19 protein-coding genes are annotated in these 26331 nt (G+C 40.3%); 8 read left to right on the top strand and 11 right to left on the bottom strand.

Annotation, left to right across the window (positions count from 1 at the left end):
- Positions 1-441: 441 nt before the first annotated feature.
- A complete protein-coding gene (locus EF384_RS06675) occupies positions 442-2709 on the bottom strand; it encodes a glycogen/starch/alpha-glucan phosphorylase (protein ID WP_123780508.1) in 2268 nt (755 codons plus the stop codon).
- Positions 2710-2772: 63 nt separating this feature from the next.
- Positions 2773-4353, bottom strand: coding sequence for a 4-alpha-glucanotransferase (gene malQ / locus EF384_RS06670; RefSeq protein WP_094518338.1), 1581 nt, complete (start codon positions 4351-4353; stop codon positions 2773-2775).
- A gap of 178 nt (positions 4354-4531) precedes the next feature.
- Between malQ and EF384_RS06665 the strand changes: the two genes are divergently transcribed.
- Entirely contained in the window at positions 4532-5530 is a 999-nt protein-coding gene (locus EF384_RS06665) for a LacI family DNA-binding transcriptional regulator (protein WP_123780506.1), read from the top strand.
- Between the two features lie 483 nt (positions 5531-6013).
- On the opposite strand, the gene EF384_RS06660 is transcribed toward EF384_RS06665, so the two are convergent.
- The 8 genes from EF384_RS06660 to EF384_RS06625 all read right to left on the bottom strand — a co-directional run bounded on the left by EF384_RS06660 (position 6014) and on the right by EF384_RS06625 (position 17224).
- Positions 6014-7117 (bottom strand): ABC transporter ATP-binding protein, encoded by a 1104-nt coding sequence (locus tag EF384_RS06660; RefSeq protein ID WP_123780504.1) that lies wholly within the window; start codon positions 7115-7117, stop codon positions 6014-6016.
- 110 nt (positions 7118-7227) lie between these two features.
- Entirely contained in the window at positions 7228-8076 is an 849-nt protein-coding gene (locus EF384_RS06655) for a DUF1189 family protein (protein WP_123780502.1), read from the bottom strand.
- Between the two features lie 40 nt (positions 8077-8116).
- Positions 8117-8974 (bottom strand): sugar ABC transporter permease, encoded by an 858-nt coding sequence (locus EF384_RS06650; protein ID WP_123780500.1) that lies wholly within the window; start codon positions 8972-8974, stop codon positions 8117-8119.
- 3 nt (positions 8975-8977) lie between these two features.
- Positions 8978-10255: a carbohydrate ABC transporter permease gene (locus EF384_RS06645; protein WP_123780518.1), complete on the bottom strand. Its 1278-nt coding sequence runs from the start codon at positions 10253-10255 to the stop codon at positions 8978-8980.
- A 209-nt stretch (positions 10256-10464) separates the two neighbouring features.
- On the bottom strand, positions 10465-11739 hold the full coding sequence (locus EF384_RS06640) for an extracellular solute-binding protein (RefSeq protein ID WP_123780499.1): 1275 nt from the start codon (positions 11737-11739) through the stop codon (positions 10465-10467).
- Positions 11740-11885: 146 nt separating this feature from the next.
- Positions 11886-13718 carry a glycoside hydrolase family 13 protein gene (locus EF384_RS06635; RefSeq protein ID WP_123780497.1) on the bottom strand — a complete coding sequence of 611 codons (1833 nt, stop codon included), beginning with the start codon at positions 13716-13718 and terminating at the stop codon, positions 11886-11888.
- A 239-nt stretch (positions 13719-13957) separates the two neighbouring features.
- A complete protein-coding gene (locus EF384_RS06630) occupies positions 13958-16183 on the bottom strand; it encodes a PTS transporter subunit IIBC (protein ID WP_123780496.1) in 2226 nt (741 codons plus the stop codon).
- Between the two features lie 204 nt (positions 16184-16387).
- The gene (locus EF384_RS06625; RefSeq protein ID WP_123780494.1) at positions 16388-17224 is read right to left on the bottom strand and encodes an endonuclease/exonuclease/phosphatase family protein; all 837 of its coding nucleotides are present in this window, start codon (positions 17222-17224) and stop codon (positions 16388-16390) included.
- Between the two features lie 298 nt (positions 17225-17522).
- On the opposite strand from EF384_RS06625, the gene EF384_RS06620 reads away from it, so the two are divergent.
- From EF384_RS06620 to EF384_RS06610, 3 genes are all read left to right on the top strand, one after another.
- Positions 17523-18443 carry an FAD:protein FMN transferase gene (locus EF384_RS06620; protein WP_123780492.1) on the top strand — a complete coding sequence of 307 codons (921 nt, stop codon included), beginning with the start codon at positions 17523-17525 and terminating at the stop codon, positions 18441-18443.
- A gap of 93 nt (positions 18444-18536) precedes the next feature.
- Complete coding sequence (locus EF384_RS06615) at positions 18537-19145, top strand: NADPH-dependent FMN reductase (RefSeq protein WP_123780490.1); 609 nt, start codon at positions 18537-18539, stop codon at positions 19143-19145.
- Between the two features lie 9 nt (positions 19146-19154).
- Positions 19155-21605: a flavocytochrome c gene (locus EF384_RS06610; RefSeq protein WP_123780488.1), complete on the top strand. Its 2451-nt coding sequence runs from the start codon at positions 19155-19157 to the stop codon at positions 21603-21605.
- 179 nt (positions 21606-21784) lie between these two features.
- Here EF384_RS06610 and lacD read toward each other — a convergent pair whose 3' ends face one another.
- The gene (gene lacD / locus EF384_RS06605; RefSeq protein ID WP_123780486.1) at positions 21785-22777 is read right to left on the bottom strand and encodes a tagatose-bisphosphate aldolase; all 993 of its coding nucleotides are present in this window, start codon (positions 22775-22777) and stop codon (positions 21785-21787) included.
- 215 nt (positions 22778-22992) lie between these two features.
- On the opposite strand from lacD, the gene lacA reads away from it, so the two are divergent.
- The 4 genes from lacA to EF384_RS06585 all read left to right on the top strand — a co-directional run bounded on the left by lacA (position 22993) and on the right by EF384_RS06585 (position 25837).
- Entirely contained in the window at positions 22993-23421 is a 429-nt protein-coding gene (gene lacA / locus EF384_RS06600) for a galactose-6-phosphate isomerase subunit LacA (protein WP_123780485.1), read from the top strand.
- 25 nt (positions 23422-23446) lie between these two features.
- A complete protein-coding gene (gene lacB / locus EF384_RS06595) occupies positions 23447-23959 on the top strand; it encodes a galactose-6-phosphate isomerase subunit LacB (protein WP_123780483.1) in 513 nt (170 codons plus the stop codon).
- 17 nt (positions 23960-23976) lie between these two features.
- Positions 23977-24909 (top strand): tagatose-6-phosphate kinase, encoded by a 933-nt coding sequence (lacC, locus tag EF384_RS06590; protein WP_123780481.1) that lies wholly within the window; start codon positions 23977-23979, stop codon positions 24907-24909.
- Between the two features lie 175 nt (positions 24910-25084).
- Complete coding sequence (locus EF384_RS06585; RefSeq protein WP_123780479.1) at positions 25085-25837, top strand: DeoR/GlpR family DNA-binding transcription regulator; 753 nt, start codon at positions 25085-25087, stop codon at positions 25835-25837.
- Positions 25838-26331: the final 494 nt, after the last annotated feature.

Below are 26331 nucleotides of genomic sequence, written 5' to 3'. Positions count from 1 at the left end.
CGGGTTTTTTTATCTTGGGGCAGTGGATCTGAAAATAAAATAATGAAAGAGGGCCAGCCCTCTTTTCATTTTGATGATTACCAAAAGACAAAAAAAGAACTGGCATGTGCCAGTTCTTTTTCTCTCATCCTATAATTGAGCTCACAATAGCAACCCTCTACCTGCTTCAGATGAGGGCTGAACGCTATTGCTCTCATCCTGTGAAGTCGAGTTCGAAAAAGCTGTCCCTTGCCCACTTCAGAATAGTTTGCGCCACATTACATGTGCCACGGCACTCTTCTTCCAGTGGTTAGGGCCATAGCGCTTTTTCTCTCATCCTATAAAGTCGAGTTCGGACCTCCAGAAAGCCCTGCGCTTTAGACTATATTGCGCCACCCTGCGTGCGTCACTGCTAAAGTCTTCCACCGGTGGCTTTCTAAGCGTCGGACCTCTCATCCTATCCTAGTTTTCTAAGTGCCAAATGTCCTTGTTGTATTCTTCAATCGTACGGTCTGCTGAGAAGAAGCCGGCGTTCGCGATGTTGATCAATGAACGACGTGTCCAATCTAAGCGGTCTTCGTATTCGGAGTATACTTTTTCTTTCACATCAATAAATTCTTCTAAGTCGATTAGGGCCATGAAGTAGTCTTTGTTTGTGATGTCCTTGTATAGACGGTGTAGACGCTCAGGGATACCGTAAGCTGCCAATTCATCAGAAATGATGAAGTCTACTAATGGTTTAATACGTTCTTGCTTGTAGTAGTATTGTGGATCGTAAGCATTGTTCGCGTATAAATCAACAATCTCTTCACTTGATTTACCAAATGGGTAGATGTTTTCTTCACCAACATGTTCCGCAATCTCAACATTGGCACCATCCCAAGTCATGATGGTCAACGCACCGTTCAACATGAATTTCATGTTACCAGTACCTGACGCCTCTTTAGAAGCCAATGAAATTTGTTCAGAAATGTTCGCCGCTGGGATTAGGTACTCAGCTTCAGAAACGTTGTAGTTATCTACGAAAACAACTTTCAAGTATGGTGCAACATCCAAGTCATTTTCAATCAATTCAGATAAAGCAAGAATCAAATGAATAATGTCTTTAGCAATCGTATATGCCGGTGCAGCCTTACCACCAAAGATAATTGTGATTGGCGTAGCAGGAATATGACCAGCCTTGATTTGGTGGTATTTGTAGATGATGTATAAAGCTAACATTTGTTGACGTTTGTATTCATGGATACGTTTGATTTGTACGTCAATAATAGAATGACGGTCAATCACGATACCACGTGTACGATGTAGATGGTCAGCTAAGGCTTCTTTATTATTTTCCTTAATACGAAGTAAATCTAATAACGCTTCTTCGTCATTTTCGAAAGCCAATAAATCAGTCAAATCAGCATCTTCATGCCATCTCGTACCAATGCGGTCATCAATAAATTGTGATAACTCTGGGTTAGACGCCATCAACCAACGACGGAAAGTAATCCCGTTCGTTTTGTTAGAGAATTTTTCTGGATAGATTTCGTAAAAATGATTTAACTCATTATTTTTCAAGATTTCAGTATGTAAAGCAGCAACCCCATTAATAGAGAAACCATAGTGGATAGCGATTGACGCCATATGTACAGTATCCCTTTTGTCGATAATCGCTACAGCCGCATTTCCAGGGAAAGCAGCGTCAACACGTTCATCTAATGCCACGATAATTTCTGCAATTTCAGGCACTACTTCATGGATATCAGATAAAGGCCATTTTTCTAGCGCTTCTGCCAAAATCGTGTGGTTAGTGAAAGCTACCACATTTTGTGTAATCTCAACCGCTTCATCAAAATCGATACCGTGAACAGTCGTCAATAAACGAATCAATTCAGGGATAACGAACGTTGGATGTGTATCGTTAATTTGGATCACAACATAATCCGCTAAATCATGAATATTTGAGCCACGTTCAATCGCCTCTTGAATCGCCAATTGTGCCGCATTCGATACCATAAAGTATTGTTGGTAAATACGTAACAAGTTACCATTGCGGTCAGAATCATCCGGGTACAAGAATAAAGTCAAGTTTTCCTTGATATCCGTCTTATCGAAATCAATAGAACCCTCTTCAATAATTTCTGGATTCACAGAATCTAAATCGAATAGGCGCAACTTGTTAATCGTCCCTTGATTGTAACCAGGCACATTAATCTCATATAAAGTCGAATTCAAGGTGAATTTACCAAACGGCACTTGATATGAAATATCAGACTTATTCAACCAAGTTGGGTGGTCCAACCACTCATCCGGCTCATACGACTGCTCATTATTCTCAAAATATTGGCGGAACAAACCAAAATGGTAGTTCAAACCTACTCCGTCGCCGTTTAGGCCTAAAGTAGCAATAGAGTCTAAGAAACAAGCCGCCAAACGACCCAAACCACCATTACCTAATGACGGTTCAGCTTCAGCCTCTTCAACCTCTGCTAAGCTAGTACCATTCGCCTTTAATTCAGCAGCTACTTCGTCATACAAACCTAAGTTTAATAGGTTGTTAGACAGCAATTTCCCAATTAAAAACTCAGCTGAAATATAGTACAATTTACGCTTGCCTTGGTTTGCTGGCATGGCATTTGTTTTTTCTTGCACTAAATCTAATAGGACTTTATAAATTTCTGCATTCGATAATTCACTGATTGGTTTTTCAAATTGTGCTTGCGCACGTTCATTTAAATTTAACATTATATGCTCCTTTATTCTGTGGATGTAGACATCCATTGCAAATTACATCAGTCGCTTTGCGACCTAATCTAACGGTTCATCATCTGGTAAATAAGCAGCTTCTGCTGATACACTATTTATACCATTTATTATATCATTTTGACTAATATAAGCTTTATTTTCTCGGAAATATGTTTCCGTAATATCCAGCAAACGTTCCTTCAAATCAATTGTAAAATCTGCTGGTGTCACACGCCAATCCCAGTTATCACCGATGGTTGAAGGCGTATTGATGCGTCCTTCAGGGCCAAGGCGTAATAAATCGTTCATCATATAGATGGCTAGGAAACTTGGTGAAGATGCAATCCCACGTACAAAAGCGTCTGAAGGATGTTCTCCCTTGGCCCGATTTAAGTATTTATCAGCTTGATCACGTTGATCTTGATTAGCCTGGTTCATGTACCAGTCATAGGCTTGCATGGAGTCATGTGTTGACGCATAGGCTACTGAATTCTCTGGATAATGATGCGGTAAATCTTCAGAATCTTCACCGAAGAAACCATTTTGTAATACCTTCATACCTGGATAACCCGCTGCATCACGCATGTCGTGCACCGCTTGGGTCATGAAACCTAAGTCTTCTGCAATTACTTTCACATCGCCTAAATCTTCCTTGAATTGATTGAAAATCTTGATGCCAGGACCTTTCTTCCAAGTCCCCGCCGCAGCAGTTGGCGCACCAAATGGTACTGCCCAATAGCTTTCGAAACCGCGGAAATGGTCGATACGTACAACGTCATACAGCTTGAAGCTCTCACGCATACGTTTCACCCACCACTCATAACCGGTCGTTTCCATATAGTCCCAGTCATAAATTGGATTCCCCCAGTATTGGCCGTCAGCTGAATAGAAATCAGGTGGCACCCCTGCAACTAAGGCAGGATTTTTCTTCTCGTCAACTAAAAATAGCTCTGGTTGTGTCCACATTTCTACAGAGTCACGGGCCACATAGATTGGAATATCACCAATAATTTGGATGTAGTTCTTATTGGCGTAGGCTTTCAAGGCTGTATATTGTTCGTTAAACCAGAATTGTGTCACCAAATGGTAGTCGTAACGGTTAATATGTTCATTACAATATTGGGCAACAAAGTCTGCATCATAATTTTTGTATTCTTCAGGCCATTCATACCAAGGCGCTTGACCGTGTTCTTCTTTGATGGTCATGTATTGGGCAAATGGTACCAACCAATCTGCATTAGCTTCATAGAAATCTAAGAAGTCTGGATGGTTGTAGCCTTTTTCGTCCACAAATTTAGCCACCGCTTGGTCAAGTAGTGGGCGGCGGTTGTAGTAGACGGTGTTGTAGTCTACTTTTTTGGGATTATCGCCAAAGTAGGCGTTGGCTACGTCTAGTTCATCAAGATAACCCTTTTTCACTAAAATATCTAAGTCGATAAAGTGGGTGTTCCCTGCGAAGGCTGAGAATGATTGATAAGGTGAGTCGCCGTATGATGTTGTTGATAGTGGTAGTATTTGCCAGTAAGTTTGTTTGGTGTCGACTAAAAAGTCTACGAATTCAAAGGCTGACTGACCGAATGATCCGATCCCATATTCGTTGGGTATGGAAGAAATGTGTAGTACTACGCCACTTGCTCTGTCCATTAAATTACCTCCTAAATTTCCATGTGATTTGTATCTTGTTTTCGTTTTGTTGATTCACCCTTATTTTACATAAAGCGCTTACACAATGCAACCGATTTCGTTAATATTTTTATCTTTTCTTGAAAGCGTTATCAGTATAGCGTATAATGAGTGCAACAAGAAGAGAGGATTTTTACCTATGGCTATTACAATTAGAGATGTTGCGAAGAGAGCAGGTGTTGCGCCCTCCACGGTTTCCCGTGTGATTGCAGATAATCCTTCGATTTCTGAGCAAACCAAAATCAAAGTGCGTAACATTATGAAAGAAATGAATTATTTTCCCAATATCTATGCGCAAGGGCTTGCGAGCGCGCATTCCAAAACGTTTGGTCTCGTTCTCCCCCTAGCCACAGATGCCTTCTATCAAAACCCCTTCTTTCCAACGGTTTTACGCGGTATCAATTACGAAATGTCTAAACATGATTATTCTATTTTATTATCTGTCGGCCTGGATAACGACCAACGCCAGCGTCATATTGAAAAGATTGTCAACGGGAAGCAAGTGGAAGGGCTAATCTTCCTCTATGCGTCAAAAAATGATCCTTTGTTGCGTTTTGCCCAAGAAGTCCAATGTCCCGCTGTTGTTATCGGTTCGCCTGATAATTCGAAAGTTCATTACGTCGACAACGACAACGATTTGATTGGTTACCAAGCGACTGAAGCCTTGATTAAAAAGGGGTGCGAACGTATCGCCTATGTTGGTGGGGATATGAACCAATTCTTCATCGCCGACCGCCACAACGGCTACCGTCGCGCATTGGAAGCGAATAACCGCATCTACGACCCAGGTTTAGTATACAACGACCTTGCCTTCCTACCTACTGACGGGTATGAACTGGCGCAAAAACACTTAGACCTCAAAACGCTGGACGGTCTGGTAATTTCCGACGAGCTTGTTGCACAAGGCATAAAAGCCTATCTAGATGAACAAGAGAACGAAAAGGTCAAAACGATCACCTTCTCCGCCTACAAACAAGATGGCATTGGGGTGGCTGAAGATGCCTCATTCATCAATCTGAACTCACATATCATCGGCTCACGCGCCGTTGACATCCTATTCGAGGCTCTTGACCCCGAACAAGCTAGCACGCGTTTCATTCACGAATACGTAGCTGCCGATCTGCATACGGGCAAATAAATTAAAATTTTAGAGGGAGGTTGGAACAAACGGTTCCAACCTCTTTTTGGTATATTGCGAAAAAGATGATGACACAATAATGCGCGGTTCGAGACAAAAACGCGAAATTTTCCCGAATAAAATTTCATTCGATACATAAAAGATGATTCTTACTGAATGACGGTTCATTCAGTACAAGGCATAAAAGCTATCTCGAATGGGGTTATATTCAGTAAAATAATCTCATTTCTTATACAATAGCCATTTATTCGAGAGAAAAAACAAAAAAATTATCGAATGGCAGGTTCATTCGATAATCGTAGTTATCTCACCAGAATAAGACGACCTGTCCCATAGGCTTCTACAGGACGATACCCATCAAAACGAAAGCCGAAAGCTAAAAAAAAATGCAGTATAAAAGTCGCAAACAACTTTCATACTGCATTTTCCGAGTGCAAGCGGCACATCCCCTCAGGACTATGCCGTGCCTCTGTTATTTAAGCATTATTTGATGACCACACCGGTTTCAATGTCGAAGAAATGTGCTTTATTCATGTTGAAGGCCACTTGAATGGTAGAGCCAACTTCATGGTAATCACGCGCATCAACAACTGCTACAAACTCTTGGCCATTGACGTCAAGGTATAGAATAGACGTTGCACCTGTTAACTCAGAAACCGTAATTACAGGTTCAACCACATTTGAAGGGTTCGCATCCAAAGCTAATTGCTCAGATTGCAAGTCTTCCGGACGGATACCAAATGTAATACGTTTACCATCATAGCCGCGTTCATCCAAGATGCGACGCGCTGGTAACATGACTTCTAGTTTCAAGCCGCCATCTAAATGTACGAATCCATCTTGATACAATACATCCACCAAATTCATGGCAGGTGAACCCATAAAGGTCGCCACAAAGGCATTTGCTGGATTGTTATACACTTCAAGCGGTGTACCCACTTGTTGGATTTCACCAGCATTCATAATAACAATACGGTCAGCCAAAGTCATCGCTTCCGTTTGATCATGGGTTACATAGATAATGGTCGTATTCAAACGTTTATGTAACTTGGCAATTTCAGAACGCATGTGGACACGCAATTTCGCATCCAAGTTAGACAAAGGTTCATCCATCAAGAAAGCCTTCGGTTGACGAACAACCGCACGCCCCAAGGCCACACGTTGACGTTGCCCACCAGACAAAGCAGCCGGTTTACGTTCCAATAAATCCGTAATCTGCAACAATTCTGCCGCATCTTGCACACGACTATTAATCTCAGCCTTATCCACCTTACGCAATTTCAGACCAAAAGCCATATTCTCAGCCACAGTCATATGTGGGTACAAGGCATAGTTTTGGAACACCATGGCAATATCACGCGTCTTAGGCGCCAGATCATTCACCACTTGCCCATCAATAATCAAATCCCCCTGCGTAATATCCTCAAGCCCCGCAATCATACGCAGCGTCGTAGACTTACCACACCCCGAAGGACCAACGAACACAATAAACTCATTATCCGCAATATCCAGATTAAAATCCGTCACCGAATACTTATCCGCATTATCGTACTTTTTATAAATATGATTTAATTTAATTTCAGCCACAAGGCATTCTCCTATCTTCAAAAATGCACATTTTCATCATTCTAGTCAAACATGTTACAAGGCAAACAATACCATCAAGGCAAGTCCTCACACTCACCAACCACTAGGGCCTAAGCCTCTAGTAAGCGGTATTCATCCAGCCTACCATCACGAAAACGCGTCTTCCACATGACAAGCAATAGCATGGATACTAAACCTGCCGTTTGTACAGTGGCCATCATGGCTACATCAAATTGATACAGACCATACACCATGGCAATCACTGTTGGTAGTGTCATCGCATTTAAAATCAGGTTGACTGATTCTTTAAACGTTTCAATTGACGTTAGCGGGCTTCCCTTGGTCATGTAGAACATGAGAGCTGCAACGCCAACCAAGAATAGGGACATAGCCAATAGAATGGCACTAATAACGGTTGAGAAAATCAAGACCACTAGCACGCGGTTTTGATCAAGCCATTCTTGGCTCAGACTGGCTTGAATGCCGGTTGCATCTAGCCCACTTAAATCAAAGTCCTTGGTATAAAGGACGGTAGCGGTTGGTGCGCCCGGTTCCACCAGCATATATTGGTTTTCCTGGAAGACAAGGGCTGTTTCGCCACTTGCTAGTATTTTTGCTACATCATCATCAGAAGCGCCGATGGCTACTAGGCCTTGGTCGCTTTCGATGGTTTGTGGGCTATCTACCAACATTTCGCCGTTGGCATATCTAAGCTGTGCCAAGTTTTCCGCCACGTTTTGGTCTACCAAGTGCATGGACTGTGGGTAGTAATCGGTGACTGGAAAGTTGGTCATATTGGCGTAATTAATGGTCACGGGAATGGTCATCAAACCATTCAGGAATAAGACCACAATTAGCATTTGCCACCATTTCAGTTCGTGACGATTGCCCCATATTTTGCTTGGTGTCCATATACTTTTGAAGTAATTGACGGGAAATAAATCTCTTAGCACATACATCGCCTATCTTTCTATTACATGTTTGTTGTCAGTTATTTGCCTAACCTTTCGTACCACCAGCGGTCAAACCAGATACAAAGTTCTTTTGTAAGTAGAAGAACATGATAGAGATTGGTAAGGCAATTAGGATTGCCCCCGCCGCGAATAGGGTTACCCGTTGTTCACGAGGGTTGGTGATGAATTGTTGTAAACCAATGGCTACCGTGTAGTTTTCTGGTGAACGCAAGATAAATCTCGCTAGCATGTATTCACCAAATGGTGTCATGAATGCCCATAAAGCTTGTACCGCGATCATTGGTCTTACTAATGGTAGAACGATTTGGGCGAAGGTTCTTAAATGTCCTGCACCGTCTAGTTTTGCCGATTCATCTAAGTCGATTGGCACGGTATCAAAGTACCCCTTCATCAACCAAGAGTTCATTGGAATCGAACCACCAACATAGGCGAAGATTAGGAACCATAACTTGTCCAAACCGCCTACTTGCAAGGCCATAACGTAGAAGGCTGTTAAGGCTGCCGTTGTTGGTACCATTTGTACAATGATAAAGAATTTAAGTGATTGTTTACGTCCAGCAAAGCGGTAACGTGAGTAGGCATACCCAGCAAGGGTGATAATCGTTACCTGAAGTGCCATAGTAATTACCGCTACAATCAAGGTATTTAGATACCATTGACCATATTGGGTTTCCGTAAAGAGTCGTGTAAAGTTATTTAAGGTAAATGGCCCTGTAAAGTCTAAATCGAAGGCAATCAAGTTACCGCCTTTAAAAGCGGATGTAACCGTAATTAATAATGGATAGATAATTACGATACACATAAATACCAAGAATGCATAGGTGAAGAATTTAGACCAGAAGTGGCCGTGATTTTTCGTTCTGCGTGCTTTTTGCTCAGCCATGATTTAGTCCTCCATTTCAAAAGCGTTGGTTGATTTAAAGATGATCAATGAAATCACGATAACAATCGCTGAAATGATAATGGTAATCGCTGAAGAAACATTATATTGTGGTGATTGTCCGGTCGTCAGTTTGTAGACCCATGAAATCAAGATATCCGTTGTACCGGCATTATTCCCAACTGATCCAGGACCACCTTCGTTGAATAAGTAAATCATCGCGAAGTTGTTGAAGTTCCCTGTATATTGGGTAATTAATACGGGTGCCGCCACTGATAAGATGTGCGGGAAGGTAATGAAACGGAATTTCTGTAATGGTGAAGCCCCATCAATTGACGCTGCTTCATACCATTCACCAGGAATGGATTGAAGAATAGATGTTGTCAACACGTAAATGTATGGGAAACCTAACCATCCTTGAATCGAAATCAACGCCACTTTGGTCCAGAAAGGTTCTGTCTTCCAAGCTAGTGCTGGAATATCAAAGAATGGAATTAAGTTATTGATAAAAGGAATGACTTGCGAGTTGATTGCACCCGCAGATGGGTTAAACATATTTGAGAATGTTAGGATGGAAATGAAGGCTGGTACCGCCCAAGGTAATAGTAAAACTACCCCGAAGAAGCGTCTAAATTTGATAAATGGTTGATTCATCAAAATCGCTAGGAAGATACCCAAACCTACTTGCAAGGTTGTTGCACATAGGGTCCAAATGACCGTCCATGAGAATACCGCCCCAAAGGTTTCACGGTATGTTGATAAGGTAAAGATTGAACTGAATGTTTCCAATCCTGTCCAGTCAATTAATTTAGCTGGTGGGATATGTTGGAAATCATAGTTGGTAAACACGATTAAAATCGTAACAACTACCGGGAACACAATGGCAAACAACATCAAAATATATGCCGGTACCGTTAAAATATAAGGGAAACCTGTCTCATATAAGTTGTTCAAAATGGCCTTTGGTGTCCGGTTCACTTTATCTGGGTTAATGGCATTGATTTTCGCTATATTGTAGGCATCCCACATTTGGACGCCATAGAAAATCAAGAAAATAACCGTAATTAATAATTCGAGCACCCCTTCAATTAAGAGGAATAGTGAGTGATCTTCACGCGGTGTTGAACCTAGGGTGAATAACCCGTTAAAGGCATCAAAACCAAAGCTAAACAGATGGAAAACATATAAAGCAAAGATAATCAGGAAGATAATCCCTTTGAATGCTTGCTTATTATAGAACTGACCCCCACCAGGAATGATGGAAGCAAGTGCTGCCGTCCTCATTTGTTTCTTTTGTTCAGATGTGAAGTGCACTTTTTTTCTTTCATTTGCAGTCTTCGCCACTGCAATCAACTCCTTCACTAAAAACAATTCTGTTACGTCTCTTCGACACTATTTGACTGATAATCGTTATATAAAATAGCAAAGGATGGTTAGCGATGATTACTAAACCATTGGCTAAACCATCCTCTAATTGTCAAAGAATGTCTATCTTAGTATTTTTGAGCAATGTTATCTTGGATAACTTTCACAGCATCATCAGCAGATTGTTGTGCTGATTTGTTACCAGATACTGCATCGAACATCATTGTTTCAGCACCCGTCCAAACTTCAGCCATTTCTGGAATGTTTGGCATTGGTACAGCGTTGTTGTATTGTTCGATAACGGCAACTGCTAATTCATTTTCGCCAGCATCTACGATTGCTTGACGTGCTTGTTGGTTAGCAGGTACTTCAGAGTTAAATTCGTGTAAAGCTGTTTGGTTTTCTTCAGTTGTTACATATTCAACCCATTGTTGCGCTGCTTCAGCATTTTCAGTATATCCTGAAATGATCCAACCTTTACCACCACCGAATGGTTGGTAAGATTCGCCATTTGGTAATTCAGGCATTGGTGCAATACCGTAGTTTACGCCACCTTCATCATAAGAAGCTGCTGACCAAGGTCCACCGATGATTGCCGCAGCGTCACCAGCGATGAATGTTTCATCTACAAAGCTACCTGCTGAAGTTGTATCTAACATACCTTCTGGCCATTTTTCGTACCAAGTTTTCGCGTATTCGATACCTTCAACAGCACCTTCATTGTTTAAACCAATGTCAGCTGTGTCAGTACCCTCAGAACCGAAGATGTATCCGCCGTAACCAGAAATCAAACCGTAAGCTGAGTAAAAGTCAACCCAGTTTGCTAGGAAAGCAGTGTTCTTACCTTCTTCAGTTTCATAGTCATAAGCTGAATCTTCAGATAAAGCTTCTAATTCTGCGAAAGTAGTTGGCGCTGCATCGATTAAGTCTTTATTGTAGTAAAGTACTAATGATTCAACTACGAATGGCATACCGTACACTTCGTCGTTTGCCGTAACTTGTTGTTTATCAGTGTCATCATAACGGTCATCTTCAGGTAAAGTAACCGGTGTTAAGTGACCTTGGATACCTAAGTTACCAATACGGTCATAAGGTGCAATCGTAACGTCTGGTGCGATACCAGCTGGACCATCTAATGACAAAGCATCTAAAGTTTCGAACATTTCACGTTCAACCACTTCAACATCGATACCTGTTTCTTCTTCAAAAGCAGGTGCAATTTCATTTACGTAATCTACGTAGTCAGGACCTACAGAAACTTGTAAAGTTCCGCCTTCAGCTGGTTCGCTTGAAGCAGATGAACTTGCTGTATCTTCGCCACCGTTACCACAAGCTGCAAGCACTAAAGCTGCTGAAGCAGTAACTAAACCAAACGCTGCTTTTTTCCACTGCAATTTACTCATTTATATCTTCCTCCTAAAATTTAAATACCCAATTATTGTAATCGCTTACATGCATTATTACATATAAATTTTGGCTTTGCAACCGTTTTCGTAAAAGTTTTTACTAGCCAATAATTGTATCTAAAATTTGCAAACAAGCAAACCGCTTAAGCTCGCCTGTCTATACAAATTGCCCATCCACCAGGCGCCACCGTAAGTCGATTTTCCTCAAAATTTGCAAGATTTGACGATACAATATTTGTACTTTCATCAAATTGTTCCGCGATTATTTCTGACCCTTGGTTGAAAATGGCTAACATACGCCAATCTTGATCAATTTTTTCAAACGACAGCACCCGATGATTCGCAACATCCGCGAGGTCATCCAACCGCCAGTGAAATTCGCCATACGTAATCAAATCACTGTATTGCTTACGTAATTGAATCAAATCCTTGGTAAAGGCTAGCATATCTTTGTCTTGGGCAGCTTCATCCCAAATCATGACACGCCGGCAATCTGGATCATGCCCGCCATCTAGGCCAACCTCGGTACCGTAATAGATGCACGGCGTTCCTTCAAGCATCATCATAAAGGTGAGCGCTGCCTTCACCTTTTGTTTATCCCCTTTCGCACGATGCAAGACCCTATCCGTATCATGCGAATCCAGCAAATTAAACTGCACTTGGTTGACTTGATCCCGGTAAAGCATGCGTTGACGGGTCATAGAAGCCCGCATACGTCCACTTGATAAGGGTCGTTCATCAATCGGATTCCCAAAGAAGAAATCTTTAATCTGGTCGGTCATGGCATAATTCATAACGGCATGGAACTCATCGCCTTCGAGAAATTTCTGACTGGAATGCCAAATTTCGCCAATAATATAGAAATCTTCCTTTAACCCCGTACAGGCACGGAAGAAGTCCTTCCAAAACTGGTGGTCCACTTCATTCGCTACATCCAATCGCCAACCATCAATATCAAAGGCTTCGATATAATGTGTCGCTACCTTTAATAAGTAGTCATGAACTTCCGGATTGGCCGTATTGAATTTGGGCATGTGGGGCTCAAAGGCGAAGGTATGATAGGTCAAACCTTGCCGCGCAGCTGTTAAGGCATCCGGGTCGGTATAATTGACTGGTTCAAATGGCTGCACGGGAAATTTTCGAATATGAAACCAATCGCGATAAATTGAATCTTCTTGATTTGCCAAAACATCCTGCCATTGCGGTGCGTAGTAGCCAATATGGTTGAAGACCGCATCTAGCATGACCTTCATCCCTCGTTCATGGGCTTGGTCCACTAGATTTTTCAAAATCGTCGCATTCCCAAAAGCTGGATCGATAGTCATATAATCTGTCGTATCATATTTATGGTTGGTATGCGCTTTGAAAATCGGCGTTAAATAGAGACCTGTAATGCCCAAATCTTGCAGATAATCTAAATGATCAATTATGCCTTGTAAATCGCCACCATAAAAGGCATCATGCCGTGGGTGATCCTCATGATTCCAGGCTAAGACCCCTTCAGGATCATTGGCCGGATTTCCATTAGCAAAACGCTCTGGGAAAATTTGGTACCAGACGGTATGTTTCACCCATTCCGGCGTCTTCATCATGTCTCGTTCATGGAAATAGGGTAAACGGAAATAGGCATTGACTTGTTCCAACATGACCAAGTCATCCCCATGATATACCCCACGGTCACAATAAAAGACATCCTCGCCATCATGACCGTAAACCTTAAATCCATAGGCCAGGCGTCTGGTTGGAATCGTTACAGATGCCTGCCAAAAATCATGGGTTTCTGTTGCCCCAACTTTCGTCATTGGGATACCCGATTGGTACCACTTTCCTTCATGGTGGAGGTAGACATCCCCCGCTAATACATCAACTGCCTTTACATCATCTTTCTTGGTTTGTAGGCGAATATGGGCAATTTCGTCTGAGTATAGATAGGCAAACTCGCTTTCTGGGCGATGGTATAGTGCCGCTTTGTCCAAATTCTTGTCCCCCTTTCCTCTTTTACACGTGTGCACGTGGTCATTTTTACTTGTAGTGCTCTCGTCTCTCTTAGCATCCTTTTGCAATAGCTCTGAGCTGACATTAGTCCTTGCATAGACATGACCTGAATCGTTTTGTATTTTAGTAAGCGTTTACAATAATCCCTCAAAAAACAGCTAATGGAAGGTGCACAAAAAGTGACACCTCCATTAACTAATTTCTTTTATATCAATAGCTTTTAACTGTGTGCTGTTGCAACACTTTGACCGCCATCTTTGTGATCGGTTGCTGTTACATCTAGGCTAGCCAATTTGTCAGAGTTTGTAATCACGACAACGACAGTCTTTTCTTTGCCAGCATTTTCAATCGCAGCTAAATCAATTCGCCCGATTTCTTGACCAGCAGTTACTTCTTGATCAACTTCAATCGTTAAACCAAAGACTTTCGCTTGCATTGTATTCGTGTCTAAGCCCATATGTAATAATACTTCTAATCCATCTTTCGTTTCAATACCCACTGCATGATGGCTTGGGAAAATAGAAACCACCTTCCCAGATACAGGTGCGTAAACTGGTGCAGAAACTGCATCTGCTACAGGTTCAATGGCATAACCATCACCCATCATTTTTTCGGAGAAGACGGGGTCATTGACACTAGAAATGGCTAACAATTGCCCTTCAACTGGCGCCTTCATGTCCGTTGTAACACCCTTAAAAGTAACCGCTTCTGTTGATGCTGTTTCGCTTGCACTTGCATCTTGATTGGTTAACTTGCTTGATGGTGCTGGAATTGCAGCCCCATTGTCCAACAAGTCGTTAATATCAGATTTCAAAATATCTGATTTTGGCCCGTAGACTGCTTGAACCCCTGTACCGCGAACCATTAAGCCCATGGCACCTGCAGCTTTCCATGCATCTTCTGCCCCAACTAAGTTGGTATCCTTAACCGTTACACGTAAACGTGTCATACATGCATCGACATAATCGATGTTGTCAGGTCCACCTAATAGGTAGATCACATCTGCTACTTGTTGGTCATTTTCAGAACCAGCTACGGCAGTTCCTTGTTCACTTGAAGCTGTCGTTTCATCTTTATTAATTAAACCTTCTTCGTAGTTACCTAAACGACCTGGTGTTGCATAATGGAATTTTTGAATCATAAAGTTTGCCACGAAGTATGTGAATACCCCAAATGCAAGTGACACTAATAAGTAGTTGATTACATCGCCCATTAAACCAGCTTGAGACGCTAATGGCATACGTGTAAAGAACTCAATCATACCGAACGAATGCACACGCAAATTGATGATATCAGCCATAGCGAAGGCCAAACCTTGGATGACTGCATATACCGCATATAGTGGCATGGCGATAAACATAAACATATATTCTAGTGGTTCTGTAACCCCTGTTAGGAATACTGCTGCTGCTGCCGAAATGAACATTGATTTGTATTTATCTTTCTTATCTTGGTCGACATTACGATACATTGCGTAAGTAAGACCCATCAAAATACCAGAAGAACCAATCATTTGTCCCACTTTGAAACGTGCAGGTACCCAGTTTTCCATAACAAATTGGTATCCTTGTGTGTCCCCAGCTTTGCTGAAGTTAGCCAAGTCGGTAGCCCATGCTAACCAAAGTGGGTCTTGACCCACAACTTGTGCCCCTGCTTGTGCACCCGTAAGGATTTCATAAGTACCACCAAGTTCCGTATAGTTCATTGGAATAGTTAACATATGGTGTAAACCAAATGGTAATAATAGACGTTCTAAGGTACCGTAGATAAATGGTGCAATTACTGGTGCCGTGTCTTGAGAAGTAGCAATCCATTGACCAAAGTTATTAATACCTGTTTGGATAACTGGCCATACAAATGATAAACCTAAAGCTGTCACTAAAGACCATGCAATTACCACAAATGGTACGAAACGTTTTCCGTTGAAGAAAGATAATACTTCCGGTAAACGACGGTAGTTGTAGTATTTATTGTAGGCAGATGCCCCAATAAAACCAGCGATAATCCCTACGAATACCCCCATATTTAAGGCTGGCGCTTCTAATACACTCGTAAAGTAACCTGCAACTGGAATGGTTTGCCCCAATACCGTATGCGTAACAGCGGCTGGATCTGCCAACATGTCTGAAGAAACCCCGAATAAAGCACCCGTAATACGGTTTAATAATACGAATGACACGGCTGCCGCAAAGGCACCACCTGCACGATCCTTAGCCCAAGAACCACCGATTGCAATCGCAAATAATAAATGTAAATTCCCAATAATTGCCCAACCGATAGATTCTAACACAGCCCCCGTTGTTACTAGCAAGGCAGTATCCGCCCCAAACAAGGCAACGGCCTTCCCAACTGAGATCATCAATCCTGCTGCTGGCATAACCGCGATAACAACCATTAAGGCCTTACCGAACTGTTGCCAGAATTCGAACGTAAGTAGTCTTTTCATAAATTCTCCCCTTTTCTTAACACCATTTGATAACGGTTTCATAACTCATCTCAGATTATAGCGGAAAACTTGCGATTGTGCAACCGCTTGCACGAATATTTTATTACTTTTTTGAAAAAAGACAACTCCGCGCAATATGAAAAGCCTATTTATCTCGTTTTATGCCCACAAAAAAGAGGCCTTTCAGCCTCTTTCCAACTACTATTATGCTTTTGTTTCTACGAATACACCTGAATGATCCGAAACCGTTTGCTGACGTTCACCGTCATACACGACTTCAGAACGTTTCACTGCCACATCATCCGGCACAAAAATGTAATCTATACGGATTTGTTCTTTCAAGCCTTTCCAACCAGCAATCTCCTTCAAGACAGTCGATTCACCAACAGTCTCTTCCGCAATTGGGTAGGCGTCTTGGATTGGTAAATCCGTTCCCACCATATAATCGTAGCCTTCAGAATTTGCCGGATTATTAAAGTCACCCATGAAATAGATGGGTAGATTCGTGCGTAGCAAGTATTTTTCAGCTTGTTGCCATTCATAATGGAACTCAGTGTTATTTTCCCCATGCCACCAAGAGAAATGCCCAGAAACGGCCATGAAGGTATAGCCCTTGTCATCGGTAATCTTGGCTGTAATGATACGGCGTGTCTTATAGTTTAGAATATTGTGGCTTTCAGACATATTGAAAGAAGTGGCACTCTCAATTGGGTATTTTGATAGGACTGCTACACCCTCTTGCTTAATATCACCTGCAATATGCGTCATTGTCCAAGCCCAGTAATAGGTCTTACCAAGTTCAGCCAATGCATTCACCAATCGCAAAGCAAAATTATTCTTCTTAATATTCACCTGACCGTCAGTTCGTATAAAATTCGGCAAATTTTCGGGTTTCACTTGCTTGCCAACAATATTTTGATTTACCTCTTGTAAGGCAACAATGTCCACATCCCAGTCAGCAATCGATTGCGCAATGTAGGCCAACTTCTGATCTTGATTCTCTTCACCATAAGAATGGGTATTTAACGTTAACAGTTTCAAATCGCTACTCCTTATCCAATAAAAGTGTTCTGTTGTATAAATCTTCCTCAACATCACTCTATAATATTTAGACGGAATAGTAAACTTAAAACGGCAATTTTATGCAAGCCTTTTCGTAATGTATCCTGACAAAAGCTACATCCACAAAAGCTGTTGCATATGTTACTGCCTGTCATGGCCAAAAGACCCCATCATCTGTATAGCTTCTCTGACCAACTAGGATTATACTTGGCAGTGAATATTAAGTAGCGGTATCATAAACCAACAAATATAGAATGAATGGAGCTGGCAATAGGCTATGAAGGAAAGTACATTCAACGCCATGGGCACGTTAATACAGTTAAAAGTAAACGAGGAAACGCCTGATGAAGTGCTAGATATGGCGCGACGAATGGTGCTAGACTTCGAACGCCGCTTTTCTGCAAATGCAGATGACTCCGTTCTAGCCGACATCAAAAGAAATGCGTGCCTTCAACCCGTAAAGGTTGATCAAGATATCTTTCAACTCATCAAAGTTGGCAAACATTACTCCCTACAAACTGGCTTTCTCAATATCGCGATTGGCCCGCTCGTTCAATTGTGGCGCATTGGCTTTGATGATGCGAGAAAGCCCAGTGACAGTGAAATCCAGCAGGCCCTCACACTGACCAATCCTGAAAATATTGTCCTTGATGAAGAGGAGCGGACGGTATTCTTAACACAAAAAGGCATGTCTATTGACCTTGGTGGTTTAGCCAAGGGCTTCTTTGCGGATATTTTGCTTCAGTATTTTGAACAGAATGGGGTTCAATCCGCCTTAATCAACTTTGGTGGCAATATCGTCGTCATGGGCGATGACCCAAAAGCAGTGGACGGTAGATGGGAAGTTGGCATCCAAAACCCCAGTCTCCACAGAGGTGAACCGATTGCTGTCCTCAAAGTTCGAAACAAATCCGTTGTTACTTCGGGTATCTACGAAAGAACTGCTAACTTTGAAGGCAAAACCTATCATCATATCATCGATCCCAAAACTGGCTATCCCATCGAGCCCGATATGGTCTCCCTAACCATTGTTTCCGACTCTTCACTCATGGGCGAAGTTTTGACGACACAACTCTTTGGTTATACCCCAAAAATTGCGGTTGCCACTGCCGACAAAATTGGTGCCCAAGCCCTTTCTATCAACACTGAGAAAAACATCATTGCATCAAAATTGTTGAAAAATATTTTTGTTTGTTAAAGATTTCACAAATACATTTATTTGTTGTATATTTGTCCTCGTAAAAACATTAACCACTTATATGACTCATATAAAGGGAAAGGACAACAAAAAATGAAATTTGTCGTATTAGCAGGAACAAATAATATAAAAGGAACCAATCGTACATTTGCTCAATACATCACTAATAAATATGCAGACACTGCCGATTTAATCTGCCATGATTTAGTCGGCTTTCCCGGCTTTAATCGACCAGACGAACGTAAATTACCTGAAGCTATCCAAATCGTTTCAGATGATATTGCTGCATCTGATGGTGTGATTATCGTCACTCCCGAATATAATCACTCTATTCCATCTTCATTAAAATCATTTATCGAGTGGATATCGTATACTACACGTGCTTTATACGACAAACCCGTCATGATAGTCGGTGGCTCATTAGGAAATCTTGGCTCATCTCGCGGTCAACAACACTTGCGTCTCATACTCGATGCACCCGAAGTCAAAGGACGCGTCATGCCATCATCTGAATTCTTCCTAAGTCAATCCGGAGAAGCGTTTAATGAGGAAGGCAATCTAATCTCCGCTGATAAGGCCCAGGAATTAGACAATCTTTTCAGCGAATTTGTAATTTATGCAGATATCCTCAATCGAACGATGGCTGCACAAGAATCGTCTGAACCGCGTGTTGCAATTTATGATTATCAAGTGAATGCATAAGGAGATCCTATGAAAAAATTAATCGGACTTGTTGGTTCTAATGCCAAACAATCTTATAACCGCAAATTACTACAATTTATGGCGACACACTTTGCTGATTTAGTGGACATCCAAGTAGAAGAAATTATGGACATTCCTTTATTTAACCTACTTGATGATGCCCCAGAAAACCTACCTGAAACAGTCAACCACTTAAACCAAGTGATCACTGAAGCTGACGGTGTCATTATTGCTGTACCCGAAATGAATCATTCAATTCCTTCAGGGCTTAAATCAGCAATTGAATGGTTATCATCTAGCATCCACCCATTTGACGGGAAACCCGTGATGATTGTCGGTGCTTCGCTAGATCCTCAAGGCTCTTCGCGTGCCCAACTACATCTACGTCAATCACTTGATACACCTGGTGTGAATGCTGTCGTCTTACCTGGAAATGAATTTTTACTAGGTAAAGCAGACCAAGCCTTCGATGATAATGGCGCACTTAAAGACCAACATACCATCCAATTCCTAGCGCATTGCCTCAATAAATTCTTACGCTTCGTTGAAGTCGCTAATTTATTAAATGAACCAACAGAAGTAGCCTTTGAACCTGGTACGTATCAAGTGACTGGTATTGGCCATAATGGCGAATTCCAAATGGACGTTACCTTCTCTAACGACTTGATTGAAGATATTGAAATCGATACCTCAACCGAATCAAGAGGGATTGGTGATGCTGCCTTTATTGAAATTCCAGAGCAAATCATGCAAGGGCAAACCCTAAACGTGGATACCATTTCCGGTGCAACATTAACCAGTAAAGGGATCATTGACGGCGTGGCAGAAGCAGCCAAATTAGCTGGTGCCAACCCTGAAATTCTTCGATTCCGTCCCAAATATGATCCTTCTAGAACAGTTACACCTGAAGAATATACAACAGATGTGGTGGTCATCGGTGGCGGTGGCGCTGGTTTAAGTGCCGCGTCAACCGTTGCGGAAGCCGGCAAATCAGTAATATTGCTGGAAAAATATCCCCAAATTGGTGGGAACACCGTCCGTACTGGTGGTCCAATGAATGCAGCTGATCCAGAATGGCAACACGCTATGGCAGCGATCCACGGTGAACGTCAAACCCTAGAAAAAATCTTAAACTACGATGAAAAGCAAATTCATCCGGAATATCTAGCAGATTTCAGAAGCTTACAAGACCAAATTAACAGCTACTTCCAAGCAGTAGATAATGGTCGAGAAGAGGAATACCTATTTGACTCAAGCCTGCTACATCGTTTCCAAACCTACATTGGTGGTAAACGAAAAGACCGTGACGGCAATGAAATTTACGGTGATTACCAACTAGTGAAGACCTTAACCGACACCGCCTTAGACGCCGTCGAATGGTTGGAAAATACAGTTGGTGTTGTCTTTGACCGTCAAACTGTCCAAATGCCAGTAGGTGCCCTATGGCGTCGTGGCCACAAACCCGTTGAAAATGCCGGTTACGCCTATATCGAAGCCCTATCTAACTATTTTGCTGAAAAGGGCGGCACTACCCTAACCAACGCCCAAGTGAAGAAATTATTATCAGATGAAGCTGGTAACATCATTGGTGTTGAAGCTCGAGGTAAAGCCGGTCAAAAAATGACCGTCCACGCCAAGGCAGTGGTACTGGCAACAGGTGGTTTCGCTGCCAATACCAAAATGGTTCAACAATACAACACCTATTGGTCTGATGTACCTGATAGCATTCGCACCTCAAACTCATCAGCCCTCCAAGGTGACGGCATCAAATTAGGTGAAGAAGTCGGCGCCGAACTAGTCGGCATGGGCTTTGCACAAATGTTGCCAACCTGTGACCCTGAAACGGGTGACCTATTTATCGGTTTGCAAGTACCACCCGCAAACTTCATCATGGTCAACCAAGAGGGCAAACGATTTGTCAACGAATATGGTAGCCGTGACCAATTAAGTCAAGCCGCAATCGACAACGGTGGCCTCTTCTACCTTATTGCGGATGATAAAATTAAAGAAACGGCCATGAATACCAACCAAGAAAAAATTGACCGCGAAGTTGCAGAAGGCCAATTATTCAGAGCTGATACTTTGGCAGAATTAGCAGGTCAAATCGGCGTTGATCCACAAATTCTAGTCGAAACCGTGACAAACTACAACCACTACGTTGAAGACGGCTATGACCCAGAATTTGGTAAAAACGTCTTTGAACTAACATGTGAAGTTGCACCATTCTACGCAACACCAAGACGCCCCGCCCTTCACCATACAATGGGTGGTTTAAAAATTGATCATCAAACCCACGTCATCAACAGCGACGGTCAAGTAATCTCAGGTTTGTACGCTGCCGGCGAAGTTGCAGGTGGTATCCATGCAGGTAATCGTTTAGGCGGTAACTCACTAACCGATATCTTTACCTACGGCCGTATCGCAGGTTTAAATGCCTTAAATGAAAAAGTAAATGGATAATCGCAATTCATAAAAGCTACAAGAAAAGGCCCATAAAGTATGTATTCACACATACCTTATGAGCCTTTTTAGTGGGTATTTTATAGGTTCTTTTACCTTCGCTACTGGTTAAAAAAACTTTTATTACTACTTGCTATCTATGCCTTAATCAGCTAGAAAATTGCGAGTAAATATCACTATTATTTACTACCTATTCTATTTGACCACGAAGAGGCGGTAGCATCCAAAACCTTATTTAAAGATTCAATATTGGCAACACCCTCTGTTTTTAGCCATTCTCTAGCTGCATTTTCTCCTTCTTTTGCAAAAATAGGTACTGAGTCTTTCCAAGTTGCTCTACCACAAAGAACTCCATTAAATTTAGCCCCAGATTCTTTGGCGAATACTAAAGTATCTTGGAACATTTGAGCTGATACACCTGCACTCAAATAAATATATGGTAGATGAGTAGCGGCGTCCTGGTCAGCAAAATATTGACTAGCCTCTTCTTTTGTATATACTGATTCTCCTTTTGAAAAACCCTCTACAAAATTCATATTTACTGGAACTTCCACTTTTAAAACATCTACACCATATCTGTCTTTAGAGAATTCTTCTATAGCTTTAATTACTTTTCTAGGTTTTACTTTAGCAAATTCTTTGGATTTATTGTCATCTATATCTTTATCATAAGTTAAAATTTCTAAAAAGTATGGAATTTCTTCTGCATCACATTCTGAACCAATTCTCTCGACAAATGCCTTCTTCTGATCATTTATCTCATTACTTTCATCCGCATCATAATATAGTAAAAATTTAACTGCATCAGCCCCTATTTCCTCTATCCTTTTCGCAGACCAATACGGCAATAAATCTGGTAAACGACCTGGTTCAGTTGCATCATATCCCGTTTCTTCATAAGCCAATAATAAACCGGCATTTTCATTTTTTCTTTTTGCTGCCGGTAAACCATACTCGGGATCTAATAAGATTGATGAAGAATATGATGTTAATTCTTCTGAAATAGCAATTTTAAATTTTTCAACTGCGGATTGAATGTCTTCTGTATTCCCCTCTGCCGAAATCATTTTTCTCAATGATCCCCTTTGATCAATGGCCAATGCAGATATCACTTGATTATCTGTTGATAATTTTTCTAGTTTTCTTAACTTTTCCGCTGATACATACTTCATAAATTAACCTCCTAAATATTAAAAAATTTATATGTTGTTTTTTGTTACTATATGTGTTTATTTGTTTACTTAGATAATATACTGTATTTATTGTTTAGTCAAGCATTAATAGTTTGTTTTTGTTTGTTGTTGTAAAAACAAACAGTATTTATTGTTGCTTTTTGTTTGTTTTGGCTATACAATATGTGTATAACAAAATAATGGAGGTTTTAATTATGAAGATTTATCTCGGTACGGACCAAGACGGTATGAAGTTAAAAGAAGTTGTTAAGCAATTCCTAATTGCAAATAATTATGATTTTGAAGATTTATCAGAAACACCCAGCGAAGATTTTGTAGAATCTACTGTTAAAGTAGCAAAAAAAATCTTAGAAGATGATAATGCGCGAGGAATTCTTTTTGATCGCTATGGAGCAGGATCTTATATTTCTGCCGTTAAAATTAAAGGAATCATTGCTGCAGAAGTTTCAGATGAGCGATCTGCCTATATGACTCGCGAGCACAATAATTCAAAAATAATTACCTTAGGAGCACAAATTGTTGGGGATGAGTTGGCAACAAATATTGTCGAGGCATTCTTATCTGCGGATTACGATGGTGGTCGTCACCAAGTTCGTGTTGATATGTTGAATGCTATGTGCTAATAAAAATATATTAGGAGGAAAATGTATGAAAATTGCAATTGGTTGTGATCATATTGTCACTGATATTAAAATTAGAGTATCTGACTATTTAGTAGAACAAGGTTATGATGTAATTGACGTAGGAACTTATAATCATGTAAGAACCCACTACCCTATTTTTGGTCGCAAAGTTGGAGAAGCTGTTACAAATGGTGAGGCTGATCTTGGTGTTGTTATTTGCGGTACAGGTGTCGGTATTTCAAATGCCGTAAATAAAGTACCAGGTATTCGTGCCGCTTTAGTAAGAGATATGACTACTGCTCAATATTCAAAGCGTGAATTAAACGCAAATGTTATCGCTTTTGGTGGAATGATTACTGGTGAACTATTGATGGAAGATATTATTACTGCTTTTATCAAAGAAGAATACCAACCCTCTGAAGAAAATCAGAAATTAATTCAAAAAATTTCTGATTTAGAAACTACAAATAATTCAGATAATCCTGATTTATTTCAAGAATATTTAGAAAAATGGGATCGTGGACAATATCACGATTAAATGGAGGACCAGCTAATATGATTTTAACGGTCACGCTAAACCCTTCGATAGATATATCCTATAATTTATCTACATTTCAATTAGATAATACGAATAGAGTAACTGAAGTCAGAAAAACAGCTGGGGGGAAAGGTTTAAACGTTAGTAGAGTTGCCAATGAATTAGGAAAAGATGTTGTAGCTACTGGTTTTTTAGGCGGAAAATTAGGGGAAGAAATTACTGAGCAGTTATATGCAACAGGTATTAAATCCAATTTTCTGGTTATTCAAGAGAAAACTAGAAATTGTATCGCTATTCTTCATGAAGGAATGCAAACAGAAATCTTAGAAAAGGGTCCAACTATTTCTACTGATGAAGCAAATCAATTTTTAAAACATTTTGATGCACTTAGTGAAGAAGCTAATGTTATTTCTATGTCTGGTTCACTCCCTAATGGATTGCCAGATGATTACTATACCTTTTTAATTGAACGAGCAAATCAAAAAAACAAAAAAATTATACTCGATTCTTCTGGTAGCAGTTTGATGGCTGTATTACAAAACAAACATCGTCCATCAGTAATTAAACCCAATATTAATGAATTATCAGATATTTTGGGTTATAAACTGTCTGAAGATAATGATAGCCTGAAATCCGCACTCTCTACTCAGATTTTTGATGGTATTGAATGGATTATTGTATTCCTTGGTGCAAATGGTGCATTTGCCAAACATCATTCATCATACTATAGGATAGATATTCCTAACATCTCTGTAATTAATCCAGTAGGTTCAGGTGATTCGACCGTTGCTGGCATTGCTGCAGCCTTAGACAATCAACTTGATGATATCTCTTTATTAAAGCAGGCTATGACTTGTGGTATGCTAAACACGATGGAAAGCATCACCGGACATATCGATCTAAAAAACTTTAATAATCTATTCAATCAGGTCATAGTGACTAAATATTAGCTTTAATGCCTTTTTCAAGTATTCTAAATATTTGAAAAAGGCTTTATTATTTTTATGTTTTGTACCAAACATAATGCATATAAATTAAACTTTTTATTCTTTACATGCCTAAACAAAGTGTAGAAAAATAGATTTTGCTTTATAATAAAGATATTAGAAATGAGGTGAACAAGCCATGTTAAAAAAGAAGAGGCACGAATTCATACTAGAAGCTCTTCAAAAAAATGGTACCGTTTCTGTTACTGATATTGTTGAAAAATTAAACGTTTCAGATATGACCGTTCGTAGGGACCTAACAGAACTAGAAGATGATGGTGCATTAAAACGGGTTCATGGCGGTGCCATTTCACAAGACAAGTATCCTAAAAAAGAACTTTCTCATGATGATAAAAAAGTTATAAACATTCATGAAAAAACTCGAATTGCCTTAAAGGCAATTGATCTAATCAATGAAGACGATATTATTTTCATGGGTCCAGGTACTACAATGGAGATTATGGCACAAAATTTAGATCAAATTAATTGTCAAATTTACACAAATTGCTTACCTGTATTCCAAACATTAATTGAAAAAGATATCGAAGTATATCTACTCGGTGGTAGAATTAAAAGAAATACGCAAGCATTTAATGGATACCTAACCCTTAGTGTGCTGGAAAACCTAAAATTCCATAAAGCTTTCTTTAGCGCCAATGCAGTCAATGACAATAGCGTGATGACAGCTACTATAGAAGAAGGAAAAACCCAGGCCCGCGCTTTAGATAATTCAACGGAAAAATATCTACTTTTAGACTCTTCTAAAGTTGGTAAAGAAGACTTTTTCACCTATTATCAACTAGATGAAGTAACTTCTGTTATTATTAATGACGATGTAGAACATCAATACCAGGAAATTGTTAAACATACTAATACATTGTTAGTAGAATAATCAACAGATTTAATCTTAAATATTCCTCTAAATAGTAAAATTTAGTTTGTTAGTAAGATAAAATCTACAAAATAGAGAGCCTGGAATGATAGGGAAACATTCCATGCTCTCTATTATAATTTACGAGAAATAATACTAACTATTCAAAAACACAAATAGTGATTTATAAATCATCAAAGAAAACATACAATTTTATAAGCAAGCATTTAACTATGTCTAAGCGCTACGTAAAGACAAAAGATCCCTTACTATATAGGTCTTTAGGTTTGATATCTGACTATTACGATGTGTATACTTTGAGGATATAAATATATATTTTCATATTTTTAACTGATTTTCGCATATAAAACTGATTATTTTCACATTTAAAATATAAAAACGAACATTTTATACGCTTATAGTAAATACAAACAAAATTTTTGATAATTATTTACTAACATATACAAAAAGCCTCTAGCATTTGCTTGAGGCTTTTATAGTGGACCCAAAAAGTT

The sequence above is a fragment of the Aerococcus agrisoli genome, assembly GCF_003797145.1.
Classification (GTDB): Bacteria; Bacillota; Bacilli; order Lactobacillales; family Aerococcaceae; genus Aerococcus; species Aerococcus agrisoli.
The sequence above is the reverse complement of the archived record's forward strand: the minus strand, read 5'-3'. Positions and strand labels throughout refer to the sequence as shown.